Origin of the sequence: Vitiosangium sp. GDMCC 1.1324, assembly GCF_003044305.1 — a bacterium.
Lineage (GTDB): Bacteria > Myxococcota > Myxococcia > Myxococcales > Myxococcaceae > Archangium.
Genome location: NZ_PZOX01000012.1, coordinates 365779 through 381425, shown reverse-complemented (window position 1 = coordinate 381425; position 15647 = coordinate 365779). Strand labels below are relative to the sequence as shown.

Below are 15647 nucleotides of genomic sequence, written 5' to 3'. Positions count from 1 at the left end.
CCTGGGAGCACTTCCCCGATGGCTGACTCCCGTACCTGCGAAACCTGCGGCCTCACCGTGCCAGCGGACACCGACGTCTGCCCGCGCGATGGGACCGTGCTGCTCGACGCGTTGTCCCCGCACATTGCCGGCGCTCAGGGAGGTGCGCGGCAGACCTCGCCCGGGAGGACCGTGCACGTGATGGATGATTCCTCGGCGCAGGATCCCCTCACCGGCCTGAAGATTGGCGAGTACGAGCTGCGCCAGCGCATCGGCGTGGGTGGCATGGGCTTGGTGTACGACGGCATCCAGCCGCTGATCGGCAAGCGCGTGGCGGTGAAGGTGCTGCGCCCGGAGCTGGCCGCCGCCGAGGAGCAGGTGGCGCGCCTGCTCGCCGAGGCCCGCGCCGTCAACGCCATCCGCCACCGCGGCATCGTGGACATCTTCGGCTTCGGCCAGGTCCCCGATGGCCGCCAGTACATCATCATGGAGTACCTCGAGGGCGTGGCCCTCGACGCGTACCTGGCGGAGAAGGGCAAGATGCCGGTGCCCGAGGTGCTGGACATCCTCGACGAGGTGCTCAGCGCGCTGGGTGCCGCGCACGGGGCGGGCGTCGTCCACCGCGACCTCAAGCCGAGCAACATCTTCCTGGTGAAGCAGCCGGACGGCTCGCGCTACGTGAAGCTGCTGGACTTCGGCTTGGCGAAGATGGGCCTGCCCACCGGGCGCACCGCGCAGACGCGCACCGACATGGTGGTGGGCACCCCCGAGTACATGGCGCCCGAGCAGGCCCGGGGTCAGCCGGTGGGGCCGATGACGGACCTCTACGCCCTGGGCGTGGTGGCCTTCGAGATGGTCACCGGCCGGCTGCCCTTCACCGGGACATCGCCGGTGGACCTGCTGATGAAGCACGTGGACGCGCGGCCTCCGCGGCCCTCGGAGTTCGTGCCCAGCCTGCCCGCCGCGCTCGACGCATTCATCCTGCAGATGCTCACCAAGGATCCGGAGGCACGCCCCGGCTCCGCCGAGCAGCTGCGCCGCCAGCTCCAGCGGCTGCGCGACACCCTCGCCGCCCCACAGGCCCCGGCCACTCCGGCGAAGCCCCCGGCCCCCGGGCCTTCCGCCAAGGCACCCCCGGAGGCCCCGCCGGCCCCGGAGCCCACGAAGCCCGAGCCGGTGAAGACCGCGCCCAAGGCCGAGGAGCCGCGCTCCCCCGTCACTCCGGGCTCGCCCCTGCGGCGGTGGTTGCCCATGGGCCTGGGAGCGCTCGCGCTGGTGGGGCTCGGGGGTGGCATCGTGTTCGCCCTGAGAGCTCCCCCGGCGCCCACCCAGCCGCAGGTGACCGTCACGCCTCCGCCGCCCGAGCAGCCCAAGCCGAAGCCGGTGGTCCAGCCGCCCCCGGAAACGGCCCAGGCGCAGCAGACGCCGTCCCCAGCCACGGCTCCCGACGCGGGCACCACGACCCCAGCCAACACAACGGCGCAGCAGGAGAACCCCACCACGGTGCCGGCGGTGGCCCACTCCGAGACCCCGGAAGCGCTGCCCGCGGCGCAGAAGGGCCGTCCCGCCGCGCCCACCCAGAGCGCGCTCTTCACCCGCATCCGCAAGCTGGAGCGCGACATCGACGCGAGCCTCTCCGCGGGCAAGAAGCTCAGCCCCGCCACGCGCCCCACCCTGGATCGCATCCGCGAGAAGGCCGAGACGGCCGCGTCCTCGGAGGAGCGCCGCGCGGTGGCCAAGGAGCTGGACGACTGGGAGAAGTTCTTCCTGCGCCGCAAGTGACGAGGGCCTGGCCCGCGCCAGGCCCCCGCCCCACCCTCCTCAGCGGCAGATGACCGGCTGGGCCATGGCGGTACGCGCCCGCTCCTCGGTCACCAGCTTGAAGCCGGCCAGGTCCGACAGCAGCACGTCCCGGTTCTGCCGGATGAGGCTCGCGTTGCGGCACACGACGGCATCCCCGTACAGGTAGTGCGGCGGCAGGGTGAGCGCCATCTCGGCCAGCTGCGGGAGCTGGAGCGTGTCCAACTCGCTGCCGAAGAGCTTGTACGCCGCGTCCTCCACTCCCACGATGCCCCGGTCGAAGTAGAGGGTGGCCATGTCATAGGCCAGGAGCTGGTCCTTCTGGAGGAAGGAGTGCAGCCGGTTGGCGGCCACCGCCTGCTCCAGCGTGCCCTCGATGCCCAGCGCCTTGGCGAGCCGCACGGCGATCAACCGCTCGCACACCCCGTCCCCCCGGGGCTCGGAGCCGAAGGCCACCACGGAGAAGAGGCGCCAGGCCCACTTGGGACCGTCCTCGCGCGGCGTCTGGAAGTAGGTGGGGCAGCCGAGCTGCGCGATGTAGAGCGCCACCAGGTCCTTGGGCAGGCGCGAGAAGTCCGGCCGCTTGAAGGCGATGGGCCGCTTGTGCTCGGTGGTGCCCGCCTGGATGCTCACCCGCTCGCCCTCGATGGAGTGGCGCAACTGGGTCTCCAGGTCGAACTCCGTCTCCAGCTGGGGCAGCTTGCTGGCCGTATGGATGTACAAGGCCGGCAGCACCACGCCCGCCAGCCCGATGAGGAACAGCACCAACCAGAGCAGGGTCTTCACGCCCCCCAGGTTATCAAAGGGCGACGGCAACTCGGGTCCAGGTTAAACAAGGTCCGACATGAACGACTGGCACCCCACCACCGTGGCGGACGTCCTTCCCGCCGCGGAGGGCCTCACCGAGCTCGTCCTGGACATTGGCGGCACCCCGCTGGTGGGAACCCACCGCACCCCCGGGCAGTACGTGCGCCTGGCACTGCCCGAGCAGGGGGAGGGGATATTCGCCATCGCCTCGGCGCCGGAGCCCTTCACCCCCCGCTGGGAGTTCCTCCTCAAGGGGGGAAGCGCGCTGGCGGACGCGCTGGTGCGGCTCCAGCCGGGGGCGAAGGTGCTCGCCACGCGCCCCGAGGGCCGTGGCTTTCCCCTCCCCCATGCGCGCGGGAGGGATCTGCTGCTGTTCGCCACGGGCTCGGGCATCTCCTCCATCCGCTCCGTCATCGAGAGCATCCGCCAGGAGCGGAGCGCCTACGGACGGGTGACGCTCTACTTCGGGGCACGCACGCCGCAGTCCTTCGCCTACGAGGACGAGTTGCACCACTGGGCGGCGGCGGACATCCACGTGGTGCGCACGGTGAGCCAGCCGGGCGTGAGCGGGTGGCAGGGCCTCACCGGCTACGTGCAGGCGCACCTGGGCGAGGCGTCGGTGGGCGAGGCCCTGGCCTTCGTCTGCGGCCAGTCGGGCATGGTGCAGGGCGTGATGGACGCACTGAGGAACCGCGGGCTGCCCCGCGAGGCCATCCACCTCAACTACTAAAACCCACTCCTCGTTGAGAGGCTCCTCGTAGAGAGGCTCCTCGTTGACGTTGCTGCCCCAGGGGAACAGGTCCACCCTCGCCCCGGAACAGCCCCGAGAGGAGAAGACCCATGCTCTCGACGTTGCTGGTGGTACTGCTGACGCAGGTGCCGTGTACACCCGGCGAGATGTCGGTGGTGTGCAACTGCAAGCAAGGCATGGTGAATGCCTGCGTGGCACTCGCGGGGGATGATGCACGCAAGGCGGCGGAGGTGTTGGACGAGGTGGTGGGGGCGCTCGAGGCTCTTGAGGCGCTGGAGCAGGCCTCGCAGATGGCGCGGGAGGGAGACAAGGACAAGAAGAAGTAACTCCAGGCGACGGCGGAGGCCTTGTCCCAGTCGCTAGGGTCCTCCGAGCCACCCCACTGCAAGGGCCAGGAGCACCACCCCATCTCCCGGCCCATTGCCAAGGAGTTGGCGAGGCACCCCACACTCAAGGGCCTCTACAAGCCTCGGGACCCGCGCTTCGTGACTCGGGCCAAGGACGAGCAGTCGCACTGCGGTTACCAGCAGTGGCACCGCGATGTGGACAAGGAGGTCATCGACTGGCTCAAAGAGACCCCCAGGGCAACACCCCAGCAGTTCATGGACAAATTGCGCGGGATCTACGGCCGCCCCGAAATGAGAGCGAGATTCCCCGATGGATTTTGAAGCCTCTACTTCCCCCCGCTTCTTCGTCCTGACAGAGGGCGCCACCAGGTCCCATTACGATGTCGATGTCGACCCAGTCGAGCCCGTCAGCCTCGGGGATGCGCCTTGCTGCCCGCAGTGCGGCGGCTTCGTCGGGATGTTGCCGTGGCTTCCGCCCTACCGGGTCGAGTTGGAGCTGCACGGGGAGGAACTCGGGGATTTCATCAGCGCCCCAGGGTACGAGTGGCTCATTTCCGAGCGAGTCGCGGAGGCCTTCCGTGCGGAGGGGCTCACCGGGCTGGAGGGCTTCCACCCCGTGGAGGTCCTCCGGGTGAAATGCATGAGGAAGCGACCTCGCAAGCCTCTCACCGTGCCCCGCTACCATGTCGTCTGGCCCTGCTTCAGCCGGGCGGCGGTGGATCTGGTGCTCAACCGCGTGCGAACCGTCGAGCCCCTGACCTGCCTGGAGTGCCGCGTGGCGGGCATCAACGCCATCAATGGCTTCGTCCTGGAGCCGGGTACTTGGGGAGGAGAGGACATCTTCCGCCCCCGTGGCATGCCGGGCACTATCGTCGTCTCCGAGCGCTTCAAGGATTTCGTCGAGAAGCACGGGTTCACCAACGTGGTGCTCACCCCCACCGAGCAGTATGTGTGGGACCCTTCCAATCTGGGGCCGGCCCCGCTGCCGGTAGCATGAGCCAGGGTCTCGGCGACCCGATGGGGCGCGGGCTCACCGCTCCACGGTGGGAGCGGCGTAGCGCACGGAGAAGAGGGCCGCGGCGGGCTCGCTCTCCTGGTTGCCGGTGGCCTTCTGCGGCGTCCACGCGGCCACGCCTACCTGTTGCCCATCCGGACTGAAGCGCACCCGGCGCACGGACCAGCCGAATCGACGCTCCGCCACCGGGGCCTCCTGGCCCTCGCGCCACAGGTAGAGCTGCTTGTCCCAGCCTCCGCTCGAAATCGAACGACCGTCCGGCGAAATGCCAGCGGACGCAACCACCCCCCGGTGCCGCGTCCACTTGCGAAGCACCTGGCCCGAGGTGGCGTCCACCAACGCCGCGGCGTTCCACTCCGCGGGCGGCTCGACGAGGCCCTTCTTCTCGCGCTCGTAGACGGTGCGGTTGCGCTCGGCCTTGGACTCGGAGAAGGCCACGCCCAGGCGCCGCCCGGCCGCGTCCAGGGTGACGTCGTTGACGTGCGCCTCGAAGGCGAAGTTGGCACGCGGGGCCAGCACCAGCCCCCGCTGCTCCTCCTGCTTCGCCGGTGCGGGCGACTTCAGGGTGAGCACGGCCTCACTCGTGGCGTCGTCGAAGGCCACGTCCACGCGCTCGGAGAAGGGAGCGCCCAGCACGCCGGCCACATTCGGGGGCAGACACGCGTCACACACCGCCACGTCCACGCCATCGAGATCCAGCCCCTTGAGGCGCAGGTGCTGACCACGGGCCACTCGCGCCACAATGGTGCCGAGCGCCGTGGGCATCGACACCGTCTCCTGCAGGAAAGCCGTGTCGATGCCGGCCGCCGCCGCCGCCTGCGTCCCGAGCACGATGGCCGGGGTGCGTGCATCCAGCGCGAAGGCCACCGGGGACTTGCCGTTGACGACTCCCGCCACCACGGCATGGCCCCCGCGCCGCTCGAAGCGCAGCCGCGTCTGCTCGCGCCGCAGCACCTCCTCGCGCGTGTCGAAGACGCGGATGTGCTTGTCCCAGCTCCCCGAGTACAGCGTCCCGTCCGCCGCGAAGGCGAGCGCGCTCACCTGGCCCGCGTGAGGCCGCACCTCGGAGGAGAAACCCAGGTCCGCCACGCGCAGCGCGGTGACGAGGCCCTGGGAGCTGCCCACCACGAGGTAGCCCCCGGTGGGGTGGAAGGCCACCGCGGTGAGGGGCTCATCCGTGCGCACGCTGACCTTCGGCGCACCGGTGGCCGCGTCGAACAGGCGCACCACGCCGTCCCAGCCCGCGCTCGCCAGCAGCTTGCCGTCCGGGGAGAAGGCCAGCGCCTCCACGTCGAACTCGGAGGGGTTGAGGGCCTTGTCCACCACGAGCGCCGGCGTGGGCCGCAGCGTCCACAGGGCGAACAGGTACTCGCGGGCGCCCAGGTGCGAATAGGCGACGCGCGAGGCATCCGGAGAGAAGGCCAGCGTCCAGACGAAGTCCTTGCGGTTCAGGACGGCCGAGTCCTCGAGGCCCGACACCTCGCCCGCGAGAAACCCGCCCGGCGTGGACTCCAACCGGGCGGAGACATCTGGAGCGAGCACCGGTGCGGTGTGCTGACAACCCGCCAGCGCCAGCACCCCCACCACCAACAGCGCGCGGGGCGCGGCAATGCTCACGAGCCCCCCAGCGCCGCCGTCTTGTCCTGGACCTCGGTGATGCCCTTGTTGTCCACGGACAGCAGGAACAGGGGCTTCTGCGCCTCGCGCTTGTCGTCGAAGGACGTCTTGCCGGTGGCGCCGTCGAAGTCCTTCAGGGTGGAGAGGGCCTCGCGGAACGCACTGCGGCTCGTCGGGGCCGCCTGCTTCGAGTCCATCAACTGGCGCACCATGCGCGCCGAGTCATAGCCGTAGGCCTCCAGCAGGCTCGGGTCCGAGCTGTACTCCTTGCGGTAGGCCTGCACGAAGCGGCGCGTGGCCGGCCGCTGCGAGTCCACGAAGAAACCGTCCACGTACACCGAGCAGGTGACGAACTTGCCACCGCGCTCGACGAGCTCGGGCAGACCGCTGGCGCCCTTGGCGCTGCTCCACGCGTTGGTGCCCAGCAGCATCACCGTCTTGAGATCCTTCTTGCCCGTCGTCTTGCGGATGCGCTCCACATCGCGCGCATCGCACGCGTTGGTGACGATGTCCTCCACCGCCAGCGCCGGAGCCACCAGGCTCACCCGCTTCCACTCGTCGGGGATGAAGATGGCCTCGAAGTCGATGATGGGCTCCACGTTGCCCTTCATCTTCTCGAAGGCCTTGCGCTTGCGGAACGCGTCCTGGCCGTTGGTCTGCTGCTGCACCTCGCGCACGCCCTCGAGGTAGTCGCCCCGGTCCTCCAGGTAGTAGCGGCCCACCAGCTTCTTGGCCTCGGAGGTGAAGGTCGTCTGGTCGTGGGCGTACGTCTCGGCGCCGCGCACCTGGCCGCCGTTCTGCACCACGTGGTCCCAGAAGTCGTTGGCCAGCTCCACCCCGTACGGGAGGTTGGGGTAGAGCATGGCGAAGCTCTTGAAGCCCTTCTGCTTCATCGCGAAGTCGGCGATGGCCCGCGCCTGCGCCGAGTTCGTCAGCATGTTGCGGAAGACGTAGGAGCCGATGGTGGTGATGTCCTCCTGGCGCGTGAGCGTGAGCAGCGGCATCTGGAGCTCCTCTGCCACCAGCGCGGCCCGGCGGGACTCATCCGAGGTGATGGGGCCCAGCACGGCGATGGCGCCCTCCTCGAAGGCGAGCTGCTCCATGGCCTGGCTGGTGACGTTCACGTCGCCCTGCGTGTCCTTGACGACGAGCTCCACGTCGCTGCCGGCCAGGGCCAGCTTCACGCCGCGCAGCACCGCCTCGCCCACGGCCTTGTACTTGCCCGTCATGGGCAGCAGCACGCCCACCGTCTTGGGACGCACCTCCACGCGCCGGGTGGCACGCGCGAGCAACTCGCGCGCCTGGCCGGCGAAGGGATGGTTGGGCGCCTCCGCCAGGAAGCGGTTGAGCGTCTCCTCCAGCCGCGTCCAGTCCCGCAGGTGGTAGTAGATGCGCGCCAGCTTGAAGGTCAGCACCGGCCAGGCGGGGTTGGACGGAGAGAGCCCATCCGCCACCCGGGCCACGTCCACGAAGCCCACGCGGCCTTCCACCAGTTGCTGCACCCGGGCCACCGCGGCCTGCTGCGCCTCGGGCGTCTGCGCGTTGCCCGCCAGGTCCACGGCGATCTGCAGCGACGGACCGAAGAGGCCCGCCTTCTCACCCGCCTGGGCGGCCTGCTCGAGCAGCTGCGTGCGCTCGGCGCCCTCCGCGTTCTCCGCGAGGCTGGAGAGCATCTGGTACGCGTCGCGGTAGGCCCCCACCTCCAGCGCGGCCCGGCCCAGCCGGCGCTTGGCGTCCTGGGCCTGAGGGTGGAGCGGATTCTCGAAGAGCAGCTCGTTGAAGGTCTTGCGCGCGTTGACGTAGTCCTGCGAGTCGTAGAAGAGCACGCCCGCCCGGTAGAGGGCCTCCTGGCCGGCGGTCGTCTCCGGGTACGCCTTGCGCACGGCGAGGAAGGACTCGGCGGCCTGCTTGCGCGGCGCCGTCTCCGCCTGCTGGATGGCCTGGGACAGCGCCTTGTCGGCCTGCTCGTCCTGGCGCGCCTCCACCGAGGGCTTCTTCGGGAACGGGTCTCCCTGGGGGACCTCGCCGTTGCGGCCCTGCTGAGAGGAGCCGGACGAATGATTCGGGGAAGAGCCACCGCCCACGGCGGAGGGCGTCTTGCAGGCGGTCATCAGCAGCGTCAGCGCGACCAGCAGCGCGCGGCGCGGAGAGGGGCGGACATCCATGGTGTGGGTGTGCATAGCAGTGGGGCGCGCCTCCGTCGACAGTCGAGCGGGGGTAGGATTCCCCCCGCCGCCCGATGGGTCCTGCAGCAGACGTGCCGCCCTGGAGCCCGGAAAAAATCCATGACAGGTGCCCGCCGGCGTGGGCCTCGGGCCACAGGGGTGCGGACCCGGGTACTCGCCCGCCCGGGGGGCGATGGAGAAGGCGCCTCCCAGGACTGATTGCGACCGCTGCTCCCCATCCCAAACGTCAGGGCTTGGACGTTCTCACCCAGGAGCTGGCGATGGCACGCAAGGAGAAGCTGCGGGAGGGCTACGGAAGCACGAGCGAACAGCGGCAGCGCAACCTGGAGGGCGACAACTTCGAGGAGCGGGCACCCCATACCCCCGAGGAGAGTGAGGCGGTACGCGGCTCGCCGGACAAGGGAGGGAGCGTGGTGCATGTGAATGCCCTGCCGGAGCCGTTCGACGAGAGCGATGAGGACTGAAGCACGCGCCCGGAGCCAGCCATGTCCAAGCCGAAGATTCAGACAGGAATGGTCGTGCGCGGCCGCGATGGCGAGCCGCTCGGACGCGTCATCTCCGTGGACGACAGCGGGTTCGTCCTCGAGCACAGGGTGGTCATCACGCGCGAGCACCGGATGCGCTTCGAGGAAATCCACTCGCTGGATGAGCACGGCGTCGTGCTCGACCCGGAGCACGTCTGGCCACGGCACCACCTGGAGGCCATGGACCGCGTGGAGGTCTTCTGGTCCGCCAGACGCGCACGCGATGCGCACGAGCCCCTCGATGCGCGAGAGGCCGTGGAGACCTCCGCCTCTTCCTGGCGGGTGGCCACCACGGAGCACGCCGAGGCCCATTCCATCCAGGTGGAGCGAGGCACGGTGCGCTCACCGCGTTACGTGCCGATGTCCGAGGAGCCCTCGCGCCAGGCCAGCCTCGCCGGAGAGGAGTCCCCCACGGCCCCGAGCCAGAGCGCCTCACCCGAGGACCCACCGGAGCGCCGCACGCGCGTGCCCTGGATTCGAAGGATGGGACTGTCTCGCGCGAAGCTCGTGACGCACTACGCCACCCACCCGCTCCAGGCAGCGAGCTCGCTCCTCGACATGCTGCGCGGAGAGAGACCCGACACGCGCCACTGACATGTAGTCCCCAGGCGGGGAAACCCTCATTCGAGGAAGTCCCCATGCGGGAGGACATCCCGTGCGCATATGCTCCGGGCGTGCCGCTCGGCCGGAGGGCGGCATGCGTGTGGCCCCATCGCCCTCCGCGTCAGGCCCATGCGCTATCAGCGCCGTCGCCGTGCCCTATACACACCTCTCGGACATGACACCACTCGACGCCCCTCCCTTCCGCCCCCTCTTGAGACCCACCCTGCTGGCGCTCGCACTGGCCGCCACCGCCACTGGTTGCAATGAGACGGAGCCCGAGCCCACGCCGGGCCGCTACCATGCCACCATCCGCCGCACCAGCTTCGGCGTGCCCCACATCCTCGCCGAGGACCTGGGCTCCGCGGGCTACGGCCAGGGCTATGCCTTCGCCCAGGACAACGCCTGCACCCTGCTCGACCAGATTCTCAAGGTGCGCGGTGAGCGGGCCCTCTACTTCGGCGCCGGCCCCAACAACATCAACGTGGCCACGGACTTCGCCTTCCGGGCGTTGGACCTGCACCGGCGCGTCGAGGAGTCCTGGGGGCGCCAGCCCGAGGACGTGCACGCCCTCGTCATGGGGTACGTGGCCGGCTTCAATCACTTCCTCTCGCTGCCGGCCGCCCAGCGGCTGCCCTGCGCGGGCCAGCCGTGGGTGAAGCCCATCACCGCGATAGACCTGCATGCCTACCACCGCGCGCTCGGGCTGCTGCTCAGCGGCAACCGGCTGCTGGGCGCCATCGCCGCCGCGCAGCCTCCCAGCGCGGGCCCGGCCCTCCAGTCCGAGGGCCTCCCGCTGCTGCGCGAGGTGGACACGACGAAGGTGGGGAGCAACGGCTGGGCCCTGGGCGCGGAGCGCACGGAGAGCGGGCACGGCATGCTGGTGGCCAACCCGCACTTCCCCTGGGAGGGTGAGCTCCGGCTGTGGGAGAGCCACCTCACCGTGCCGGGCAAGCTCAACGTCTACGGCGTGAGCATCCTCGGCGTGCCCGGCGTGCTCATCGGCTTCAACGAGCACGTGGCGTGGACGCACACCGTGTCGATCGGCGCGCGCTTCACCGCCTACGCGCTGCCGCTCACGTCCTCCAGCGCCACCCAATACAACTACGACAGCGGGACATGGGTGATGTCCGCGCGCCCCATCACCATCCAGGTGAAGCAGCCGGACGGCTCGCTGGCCGACCTGACGCGCACCTACTACAGCAGCCACTACGGCCCCATCATCTCGCTCGCGGGCATCGGCTGGAGCAACCAGCTCGCCCTCAGCTACCGCGACGCCAACCTGGACAACGAGTTCCTCATTGCCCAGTTCCTGGGGATGAGCCAGGCCAAGAACCTGGAGGAGTTCCAGCAGGTGTTCGCCAACGTGGGAGGCATCCCCTGGGTGCACACGATGGCGACGACGCCGGAGGGCAATGTCTGGTACGCGGACACAGCGGCCACGCCCAACCTGAGCCCGGCGACGCTCCAAGCCTGGGGAACGGCGGTGGCCAACCCCGACTCCATCCAGGCGCGGCTGCTCAAGTCGAGCGTCGTGCTGCTGGACGGCAGCACCTCGCGCGACGAGTGGGTGGTGGAGCGGGGCTCGCGCAGCCCGGGCCTGATTCCCTTCGCCCGAGCCCCCCAGCTCCAGCGCCGGGACTTCGTCTTCAACTCCAATGACAGCCACTGGCTGGCCAACCCGGCGAAGCCCCTGACGGGCTTCTCGCCGCTCCAGGGCCAGGAGGGCACGCCGCGCACGCCGCGCACGCGCATGAACGCCCAGCTCCTCACCGAGGTGCGCGAGGGCGGTGCCTCCGGCGCGGACGGGCGCTTCTCCTTCGAGGAGCTGCAGGACGCCATCCTCTCCAACCGCAGCTCCTCCGCCGAGCTGCTGCGCGCGGACGTGGTGCAGCGCTGCAAGGCCTCGCCCACGGGCACCGCGGACGGGCAGACGGTGGACCTGACGCAGGCCTGCGACGTGCTGGCGGCCTGGAACGGGCGCTATGACGTCGACAGCGTGGGCGCCATCCTGTGGCGTCAGCTCATGAGCGCGTACACCTACAGCGCCCTGCTCAACGCCGGCCCCCTGCTCGCCACGCCCTTCTCGCCGAGCGCGCCGCTGACCACGCCCAACACCCTGAAGCCCCGCCCGGAGACGGGGGCGGATCCGCTGGCGGACAAGCTGGCCGCCGCCGTGCTGAAGCTGAGGGCCGCGGGGTTCGAGGTGAACACGCCGCTGGGCCAGGCGCAGCACGCTCTGCGTGGCACCGAGCGCATCTCCATGCACGGCGGTGTCGACGTGGATGGCGTGACGAACATCTGCGGCTACGACGGCACCAGCAACACCTCGCTGGAGGCGTCCACCCCGCGCGGCACCGTGCTCGATAGCTCGACCGGACTGACCAAGGACGACGGCTACATCGTCAACTCGGGCACCAGCTTCCTGATGGCGCTGGAGTACACGGACAACGGCCCCCGCGCCCAGGCCCTCCTCACCTACGGGCAGAGCGGAGACCCGACGTCGAACCTGTTCCGCAATCAGCTCAAGCGCTTCTCCGAGAAGCAGTGGCGTCCCATCGCCTTCACGGAGCAGGACATCGCGAAGGACCCTGCGCTCGGGACGACGACGATCGCGGGCGACTGAGTTCCGCGAGCCACTGCGCTAGGCGCTCGCGGAGACGGTGGCGGTGGCCAGAGGCACCGTCACCACGGGAGTCACGGCCGTCCTGCGAGGTTGCAGGGCGCGCCGCAGCTTGGCCACCAGCACATCCGGATTGACCGGGTACGTGAGGACGTCGTCCGCCCCCGCGTCCAGTCCGGCCTCCACCAGCCCCGGGTCCTCCGGAGGCGCCAGCACGAAGATGGGCAGCGAGGCCGTCTCCGCCGTGGAGCGCAGCGCACGCGTGAGCGCGGCGCCATCCCCGTCCGGGAGCCGAGAGGCCACCACGAGCGCCTGGCTGCCCTGGGACAGCAGCGCTCGGGCCTGGGCCGCGGAGCCGGCGAGCACCACCCGGACCCCGTCCGCCAGGAAGCGCGCCTGGAGGGCCGAGGCCCGCGCCACGTTGGGCTCGGCGAGCACCACCGTGTGCGAGGCGCTGTCGCCCAGTACCAGCTCCATCACCTCGGCGGAGAGGGCCTCCAGGGCCGCCGCGGGCAGCTTGCTCTCGGCGCGCAGCTTGACGAGCGCCTGCGCCGCCACCGCGGCCACCAGCGTGGCCGTCCCCGCCACCTCGAGCAGTGCCACCGCCGCGGCCAGGGCCAGCGCGGCCTTGTTCGCGCTCTCGGACAGCGGCGGCGCGTCCCGGGTGCAGGCCCCGATGAGCCCGGCCAGCTCGCCCGCGTCCCGGCCGAGGATGGCGCGCACCGATTCGCACGAGGGCCGAATAAAACGCTCGTTCGATTCCTGGAAGGCCGCGAGCGCCAGCGCATAGGCCACCGCGGAGGCCCGCTCGGCTTCCGCGCGCCCCGCCCCGAGCCGCCGGGCCACACGCCGGGCCAGCTTGGCGAGCGCCGCCCCCTGCACGCCCACGCCCCCGAGCGCCGCGAGCGCCGCGTCCACCACGCGCGCATGCAACCGCGCCGCGCGGCTCAACGGACCGGCCTCGCCCCCGAGTGCCTCGGCCAGCGAGGGCAGCACGCGCACCTCCACCGAGGGCGCCACATTCATGAGCCGAGACACCACCGAGGGCGCGTCCGGGACGGTGTCCGCGGCCACCAGCGCCACCTCGGTGCCCCCGAGCGCCACCGCCTTCTCCACATCCGCGGCGCCGCTGCCCGAGGCCGCCACGCCCTGGCGAGTCAGCAACCGCACCGCCGCTTCGCGCAGCTCCGGGTCGTCCGACACCACCAGCATGGTGCGCGCCAGCGAGGCTGGAGCGGGTGTGGCGGGCATCGCGGGCGCCGGCTCGGGCACGGGGGGAGGCGGCGCGGGAGGTGGAGCGGGGACGGCCGCGACCTCCTCGAAGGCGGACTCATCCAACATGCGCTCGCGCGTGCGGGTGTGCTTGTCGGCGTAGGGGGTGACCCCCGCCTGATTCTCCGAGCCCGCCAGCGGCATCATGTTGGACCAGTCGTCCATCTGGTCCGGGTCATCGCCCCGGTAGAAGCGGCCGATGGCGCGGCGGATGGCGCCCTCGGTGGCGTAGACGCCGCGCACGGAGCAGCCGGTGATGAACTTCAGCTCATCCAGCCGGGCCAGGTCGCACGGCTCGCGCATGGCGCACACCAGCTCCTTGGACTGCTGGGCCACCGGCACGGCCTCGAGCCGTTCGGCCTTCTCCAGCGGCAGCAGGGCCAGCAGCGCCTTGGGCACCGGCATGGTGCGCAGCACCTTGTCCGAGACGAACGCGACGCCACCCTGCTCGCTGAGGGCGCGGACGACGTCCTCCTCGGTGATGAAGCCCTCGGCGACGAGCAGCTCGCCGATGCGCCCGCCGGTGCGCTTCTGCCGCTCCAGCGCGCCCTTGAGCTGTGTCTCCGACAGCTTGCCGGCGGCCACCAACATCTCCCCGAGCTTGCGGCGCACCGACCGCATCACGCGCGTGGGCACCGACAGGGTGAGCGAAGTGCCCCCGCCAGCCCCGGGGCGACCGCCAACGGGAGGAGGCACCGCCGCGGTGACGGGGGACGCTCCTCCGCCCGCCGCCGGGCGTGCGCCGGCCGGCAGTGGCGGAGGCACCTGCATGGTGACGGAGGTGCCCGCTCGCGCCTCGGGAGGCGGAGGAGGAGGCTGCATCCGGTTCGAGTCCGCCACGCTCCGCAGGGAGGACGAGGAGGGCGTGCCGGGGCGAGGTCCCCCCGGGAACGGCGGGCGCGAGCGTACCGAGGTGAGCATGGGCGGGCGCTGCTGTCCCGCGTCCGAGTCGAGGCGAATCTCCTCGCCCCGCACCTCGCCGGAGCCCTCCAGTGGCGAGTGGCGTCCGGGGAAGCAGCGCGCGAAGAGCGCGGCGACGTCCTGAGGGCCCACGCGCAGCCGGTGGTCGAAGAGGAAGTTCTGCAGCGCGTCCGAGATGTCACGGGCCCGGTGGAAGCGGGCCGCCGGGTCCGGCGCCAGCGCCCGGGTGACGATGCTCCAGAGCGCCGGGGGAACGCCCGGCACCGGCGCGAGGCCCTTCACGTCGAACTGGGCGATGTTGCGCAGCGTCTGGAAGTAGTCCGTGCCGCCGAAGAGCTGCTTGCCAGCGAGCAACTCATACAACATCAGGCCGATGAGGAAGAGGTCCGCGCGTTGATCCACCTCGGCGCCCTTCACCTGCTCGGGAGCGAGGTAGCCCGCCTTGCCCTTCACCACGCCCACCTGGGTGCCGTTCTGCGTGTTGGCCGCCTTGGCGATGCCGAAGTCCGCCAGCTTCACCTCGCCGCTGCTGGCCACCATCACATTGGACGGGTTGACGTCGCGGTGGATGATGTTGAGCGGCCGGCCCGCGGCGTCCGCGCGCCCGTGCGCGTACGCCAGGCCCTCGGTCACCTGCTGGACGATGAAGCACACCTCGCGCAGGCCCAGCGGCACCTGGTTGCTCGCGGCGCCCCGCTGCACGCCCCGGAGGTTCTCCCCGTCCACGAACTCCATCACCATGTAGTACTGGCCGTTGATGGAGCCCAGGTCGAACACCTGCACCACGTTGGCGTGCTGGAGGCAGACCGTCAGCTTGGCCTCGCGCAGGAACAGCTCCACGAACTCCCGGTCCTGCGCCAGCGACGGGAGGATGCGCTTGACGGCCACCGGCTTCTCGAAGCCCTCGGCTCCGACCACCTTGGCCAGGAACACCTCCGCCATGCCGCCTGCCGCGATCTTGCGGATGAGTCGGTATGTGGCCATGCCGGCACCTCCCCCGTCTCCCTAGGTTGCGTGCTCGGTATGCGCACGGGGGGGGCCGTTTGTGAGTGCTCTTCTCCCGAGGATGACGCGAACGTCCACCCGGCGCCACTTGGAGGACGCATCGCGCTCCGCGGGCGTTCAGCGTTGGTCATCGCCCCCAGACTCCGGGGACGGTGGGCCCCTCTGCGGCGCCGGGGCAGGTGGCGGCACATGCTCCTTCA

At 70.7% G+C, this 15647-nt stretch carries 12 protein-coding genes; 8 read left to right on the top strand and 4 right to left on the bottom strand.

The window, feature by feature from the left end; all coding sequences use genetic code 11:
• Positions 1–1761: protein kinase (locus DAT35_RS32130; protein WP_369946187.1), on the top strand; the 1761-nt coding region annotated here is incomplete at its 5' end.
• 39 nt (positions 1762–1800) lie between these two features.
• On the opposite strand, the gene DAT35_RS32125 is transcribed toward DAT35_RS32130, so the two are convergent.
• The gene (locus DAT35_RS32125) at positions 1801–2565 is read right to left on the bottom strand and encodes a transglycosylase domain-containing protein (RefSeq protein ID WP_108072132.1); all 765 of its coding nucleotides are present in this window, start codon (positions 2563–2565) and stop codon (positions 1801–1803) included.
• Positions 2566–2623: 58 nt separating this feature from the next.
• Here DAT35_RS32125 and DAT35_RS32120 point away from each other — a divergent pair, with 58 nt between their 5' ends.
• The 4 genes from DAT35_RS32120 to DAT35_RS61125 all read left to right on the top strand — a co-directional run bounded on the left by DAT35_RS32120 (position 2624) and on the right by DAT35_RS61125 (position 4681).
• Complete coding sequence (locus DAT35_RS32120; RefSeq protein WP_108072130.1) at positions 2624–3316, top strand: NAD-binding oxidoreductase; 693 nt, start codon at positions 2624–2626, stop codon at positions 3314–3316.
• Between the two features lie 110 nt (positions 3317–3426).
• The gene (locus tag DAT35_RS61135) at positions 3427–3663 is read left to right on the top strand and encodes a hypothetical protein (protein ID WP_233261847.1); all 237 of its coding nucleotides are present in this window, start codon (positions 3427–3429) and stop codon (positions 3661–3663) included.
• A 21-nt stretch (positions 3664–3684) separates the two neighbouring features.
• Entirely contained in the window at positions 3685–4005 is a 321-nt protein-coding gene (locus tag DAT35_RS61130; RefSeq protein ID WP_233261846.1) for a hypothetical protein, read from the top strand.
• The gene (locus DAT35_RS61125) at positions 3995–4681 is read left to right on the top strand and encodes a hypothetical protein (protein WP_233261845.1); all 687 of its coding nucleotides are present in this window, start codon (positions 3995–3997) and stop codon (positions 4679–4681) included. The genes DAT35_RS61130 and DAT35_RS61125 overlap by 11 nt, the downstream gene beginning before the upstream one ends.
• Positions 4682–4714: 33 nt before the next feature.
• Here the strand turns inward: DAT35_RS61125 and DAT35_RS32105 are convergent, their stop codons facing one another.
• Entirely contained in the window at positions 4715–6316 is a 1602-nt protein-coding gene (locus DAT35_RS32105) for a WD40 repeat domain-containing protein (RefSeq protein ID WP_108072128.1), read from the bottom strand.
• On the bottom strand, positions 6313–8496 hold the full coding sequence (locus DAT35_RS32100; protein ID WP_108072126.1) for a penicillin-binding protein activator: 2184 nt from the start codon (positions 8494–8496) through the stop codon (positions 6313–6315). Before DAT35_RS32100 ends, DAT35_RS32105 begins: the two co-directional genes overlap by 4 nt.
• Before the next feature lie 266 nt (positions 8497–8762).
• On the opposite strand from DAT35_RS32100, the gene DAT35_RS32095 reads away from it, so the two are divergent.
• The 3 genes from DAT35_RS32095 (at position 8763) to DAT35_RS32085 (ending at position 12252) form a co-directional block, all read left to right on the top strand.
• Positions 8763–8966, top strand: a complete 204-nt coding sequence (locus DAT35_RS32095) for a hypothetical protein (protein ID WP_108072124.1) — start codon at positions 8763–8765, stop codon at positions 8964–8966.
• A gap of 21 nt (positions 8967–8987) precedes the next feature.
• Positions 8988–9620, top strand: a complete 633-nt coding sequence (locus DAT35_RS32090; protein ID WP_108072122.1) for a hypothetical protein — start codon at positions 8988–8990, stop codon at positions 9618–9620.
• Positions 9621–9723: 103 nt separating this feature from the next.
• Positions 9724–12252 carry an acylase gene (locus DAT35_RS32085; protein ID WP_233261844.1) on the top strand — a complete coding sequence of 843 codons (2529 nt, stop codon included), beginning with the start codon at positions 9724–9726 and terminating at the stop codon, positions 12250–12252.
• 18 nt (positions 12253–12270) lie between these two features.
• Here DAT35_RS32085 and DAT35_RS32080 read toward each other — a convergent pair whose 3' ends face one another.
• Positions 12271–15426 carry a protein kinase gene (locus DAT35_RS32080; RefSeq protein ID WP_108072118.1) on the bottom strand — a complete coding sequence of 1052 codons (3156 nt, stop codon included), beginning with the start codon at positions 15424–15426 and terminating at the stop codon, positions 12271–12273.
• Positions 15427–15647: the final 221 nt, after the last annotated feature.